General features: G+C 41.9%; 3 protein-coding genes. 1 reads left to right on the top strand and 2 read right to left on the bottom strand.

The window, feature by feature from the left end:
- Positions 1 to 984 (bottom strand): AAA family ATPase (locus tag E1163_RS01210; protein ID WP_155168702.1); only part of this gene is annotated, 984 nt, incomplete at its 3' end.
- Between the two features lie 212 nt (positions 985 to 1,196).
- Here E1163_RS01210 and E1163_RS01205 point away from each other — a divergent pair.
- Positions 1,197 to 1,883: a metallophosphoesterase gene (locus tag E1163_RS01205; RefSeq protein ID WP_155168701.1), complete on the top strand. Its 687-nt coding sequence runs from the start codon at positions 1,197 to 1,199 to the stop codon at positions 1,881 to 1,883.
- A 257-nt stretch (positions 1,884 to 2,140) separates the two neighbouring features.
- Here the strand turns inward: E1163_RS01205 and E1163_RS01200 are convergent, their stop codons facing one another.
- Positions 2,141 to 2,686 carry a TlpA family protein disulfide reductase gene (locus tag E1163_RS01200; protein WP_155168700.1) on the bottom strand — a complete coding sequence of 182 codons (546 nt, stop codon included), beginning with the start codon at positions 2,684 to 2,686 and terminating at the stop codon, positions 2,141 to 2,143.
- Positions 2,687 to 2,862: the final 176 nt, after the last annotated feature.

Here is a 2,862-nt window from a genome sequence, read left to right as displayed (position 1 = left end):
AATAGGCACTTTATTCAAAATGGAATTGATGATCTTATAAGTGCTAACATTATCAGCCTCAGCCTCATAGTTGAGAATAATTCTGTGATTTAGCACATCGCCTGCCACTTCTTTGATGTCTTCGGGCAGCACGTAGTCTCTGCCTTCAAAGTATGCAACTGCCTTGGCGGCCAGGTTGAGGTTAATAGAGGCACGCGGGGAAACACCAAACTGAATGTACTCTGCTTCTTCATTCAACCCGTATGACCTGGGGTCACGGGTAGCATATACAAGCTCTACAATATATTTCTCCAGAGACTCTGATATTGAGGTTTGGTTGATTTCATTGCGAATAGCAAAAATATCCTCTTTGGTCAGCACTGTATTTACTGTATAATCGAAGCTCATGTTAGAGATCCTTCTCATTACCTCCAACTCTTGTTCTTTGGTTGGATAATCAACATGTACCTTCATCATAAACCTGTCTACCTGGGCTTCCGGCAGCGGGTAAGTACCCTCCTGGTCTACAGGGTTTTGTGTTGCCAGTACAAGGAATGGCCTGTCCAGTTGGAAAGTGGTCTCACCAATCGTCACCTGCTTTTCCTGCATAGCTTCAAGAAGAGCTGACTGCACCTTGGCGGGTGACCTGTTGATCTCATCTGCCAGGATAATGTTGGCAAAGATGGGTCCCTGTTTAACTTCAAATTTAGCAAGCTTCTGATTGTATATCATGGTACCGATCAGGTCTGCCGGCAACAGGTCGGGGGTAAATTGTATTCTTTGAAAATCCAGATGCAATACCTTCGCCAGTGTACTTACTGTCAGGGTTTTAGCTATACCAGGTACACCCTCCAGCAAAATATGGCTCTGTGTAAATAAACCTATCAAAAGCCGGTTGATCATGGCCTGCTGACCCACTACTACCTTTCCTACCTCTGTGAAAACCTGCTTTATTTTTTCCTGATGTTCTCTCTTCTGATCAATTGTTGTTACTGACTCTTCCATTCCTAAGATTGGTTAATTCCAAAAAACTCTCAGATAAGCAGTTTTGCCCATCTTTCAGTATTTTAACTATCAACTGTAAAACTATACAATAATATATATTTCAACCGAAAAATTTTATAAAGGGTTGTCCGTGTCTAATAATCGGTTGATAAATATGCGTGTTTACCCAATAATATTGTTAACTTATACCTTCTTGTTTTGTTGTTAAAAATATGAAGCAATTTGTTGTCGGAGACATCCATGGTGCCCATAAAGCGCTTGTACAATGTCTGGAGCGATCTTCATTTGATTATGATAATGATCAGTTGATCTGCCTTGGAGATGTCTGCGACGGGTGGCCTGAAACCAATCAGGCTATTGAAGAACTACTCAGGATCAGAAACCTGGTATTTATACTGGGCAATCATGACCACTGGGCGCTTGAATGGGCTACCGGAGGCGATGCCAATGATATATGGCTAAACCAGGGTGGAGCGGGTACGGTAAAAAGCTACCCGGAAGGCATGCCCAAATCCCATGTTGACCTGTTGCAAGGTGCTCAATATTACCATCTTCATCAAAATAAATTGTTCGTGCATGCCGGCATAGTTCCCGAAGTACCGCTTGAAGTACAGGGCCCCAGCACTTTTCTATGGGACAGAGGCTTGTACCGGACGGCTATGGCTCGAAGGATAAATGGAAACCAGGAAAGAATCACTCCTTATGAAGAAGTCTACATTGGACACACCCCCATCCATAAGTACAATGACAAGCCGATAAGGTCTTGCGAGATTTGGCTGATGGATACCGGGGCAGGCTGGGATGGTACCCTTACCCTCATGAATATAGAGACCAAGGAGATGTTTATCAGTGATAAGGTAGATACCATGTACCCACCGGGGAGCGGAAGGGCTAAATAAGGATCCGGGAGAATTTTCAGAGAGACGCTCACTTTTCACTTCTATATTTGACAGACAGTTCTCTTAATAGAATAGCAATAGGCAAAAGCAGTTGGCAAACTGGCATATGATGACAATAGGCACGGTTGATTTATCCAGTCAGAAGTTGTACGTTTTATTTTCCGATCCATTTGCTTCACAGGTTTTTCAGCCTGGCCTAAAAGAAAAGGGTGACCTAAATGATCACCCCTCACAATTATGTTTATCTAAAGTTTTTACTACTCCAATAAAGCCTCTATCTCGGACATTTTATCCTCTGTGTACTTTCCTGAAGTGGCATATATGATCTTGCCTGATTTGTCAAGCACAAAGAAGTAGGGTACATCTTTTTTCTCAAATTCGAGTGCTTCCTTGTATGGCTTAAGTTTGCCTTTATAAAAAAGGATATAAGGCAATAGTTTAGGATCAATGTTTTTCAGCGCCTTGTTTTTGGCAGTGCCAGTGGCTGCTGCATTGATACCTGTAAACATGGGGATAAAATAAACATTGACATCATAGCCGAATGACGAAAACAGACCGGCATTTTCTCTGATGAATTTATTATAAACAGGGCTAAACCAGGTATTCAGGTCATCTTCGGATTTCTTGGAATAAGCCATACCCAGAAGGGTATACTTACCTTTGGTGTCCTCCGGAAGGTTAACGACGGCATCTTCAACAGTTTCAGCTTCCAAAGCAGGGAAGTTGTTGCCTACTACCTGAGCATCAACAGTATAGAATAATGCAAATGACAGTAGCGACAGAATGGCTAATTTCAGTTTCATGTTATTTGATGATTTTTAATTATGATAATGTTCTGAATTACAGAATTACAAATTACGAAAAACCATGCCAGATACAATATCCTTGTCAGCCAGACGACGCTTAGTACAGTTGTAACAACTTTTAAGGCAGATTGATGTTCTCCAATAGACCTCCAAGGTTTTCAAAACCTTGGAGG

Origin of the sequence: Fulvivirga kasyanovii (genome assembly GCF_009711405.1) — a bacterium.
GTDB classification, from domain to species: Bacteria; Bacteroidota; Bacteroidia; order Cytophagales; family Cyclobacteriaceae; genus Fulvivirga; species Fulvivirga kasyanovii.
Note: the sequence above shows the minus strand (reverse complement) of the source record. Positions and strands in the feature narration are given on the sequence as shown.

Coding starts and splice junctions, on each gene's coding strand:
- E1163_RS01205 (WP_155168701.1), top strand. CDS start 1,197: ATGAAGCAATTTGTTGTCGGAGACATCCATGGTGCCCATAAAGCGCTT.
- E1163_RS01200 (WP_155168700.1), bottom strand. CDS start 2,686: ATGAAACTGAAATTAGCCATTCTGTCGCTACTGTCATTTGCATTATTC.